The 1175-nt window shown below is 72.2% G+C and carries 1 protein-coding gene; it reads left to right on the forward strand.

Annotation, left to right across the window (positions count from 1 at the left end; genetic code table 11):
• A partial coding sequence (locus tag AB0F61_RS34280; RefSeq protein ID WP_357818576.1) for a class II fumarate hydratase occupies nt 1-1062 on the forward strand: 1062 nt, incomplete at its 5' end.
• Nucleotides 1063-1175 lie beyond the last annotated feature (113 nt).

Here is a 1175-nt window from a genome sequence, read left to right on the forward strand (position 1 = left end):
GCCACCCTCGCCGCGGAGCGCCTCGGCCGTCCCGGCGCGGTGCACCCCAACGACCACGTCAACGCGTCGCAGTCGTCCAACGACGTCTTCCCCTCCTCCATCCACATCGCCGCCACCGCCGCCGTCACCCGGGACCTGATCCCGGCGCTGGAGCACCTGGCGGCCGCCCTGGGGCGGAAATCGGCCGAATTCGCGGACGTCGTCAAGTCCGGCCGTACGCACCTGATGGACGCGACGCCGGTGACGCTCGGCCAGGAGTTCGCCGGTTACGCCGCCCAGGTGCGGTACGGCGTCGAACGGCTGCACGCCTCGCTGCCGCGGCTCGCCGAGCTGCCGCTGGGCGGCACGGCGGTCGGCACCGGGATCAACACCCCGCCCGGCTTCTCCGCCGCCGTCATCGCGGAGGTCGCCCGGGCGACCGGGCTGCCGCTGACCGAGGCCCGCGACCACTTCGAGGCGCAGGGCGCGCGCGACGGGCTCGTCGAGACGTCCGGGCAGCTCCGGACGATCGCGGTCTCGCTGACCAAGATCTCCAACGACCTGCGCTGGATGGCCTCCGGCCCCCGCACGGGCCTGGCCGAGATCAACCTGCCCGATCTCCAGCCCGGCTCCTCGATCATGCCCGGCAAGGTCAACCCGGTGATCCCGGAGGCGGTGCTGATGGTCGCCGCCCAGGTGACCGGGAACGACGCCACGGTCGCCGTGGCCGGCGCCGCCGGGAACTTCGAACTGAACGTCATGCTCCCCGTCATCGCGAAGAATCTGCTGGAGTCGGTCCGGCTCCTCGCCAACGCCGCCCGCCTGCTGGCGGACCGTACCGTCGACGGCATCACCGCCAACGTGGAGCGGGCGCGCGAGTACGCCGAGTCGTCGCCGTCCGTGGTGACCCCGCTCAACAAGTACATCGGCTACGAGGAGGCGGCGAAGGTCGCCAAGAAGTCCCTCGCCGAGCGCCGGACGATCCGCGAGGTGGTCCTCGCGTCGGGGTACGTGGAGCGCGGCGACCTGACGCTCCAGCAGCTCGACGAGGCCCTGGACGTCCTGCGGATGACCCGGCCGTGACCTGGTGTTCCGTACGCCTCCGGGCCCGCCGTCCGTGATCCGGGTCGCGGCGGGGCCGGGGGCGAACCTCTAAGTTCTGCGCATGACAGCCGAGACGACGACAGGGAGAGGAA

The organism is Micromonospora sp. NPDC023888 (assembly GCF_040639415.1).
Classification (GTDB): Bacteria; Actinomycetota; Actinomycetes; order Mycobacteriales; family Micromonosporaceae; genus Micromonospora.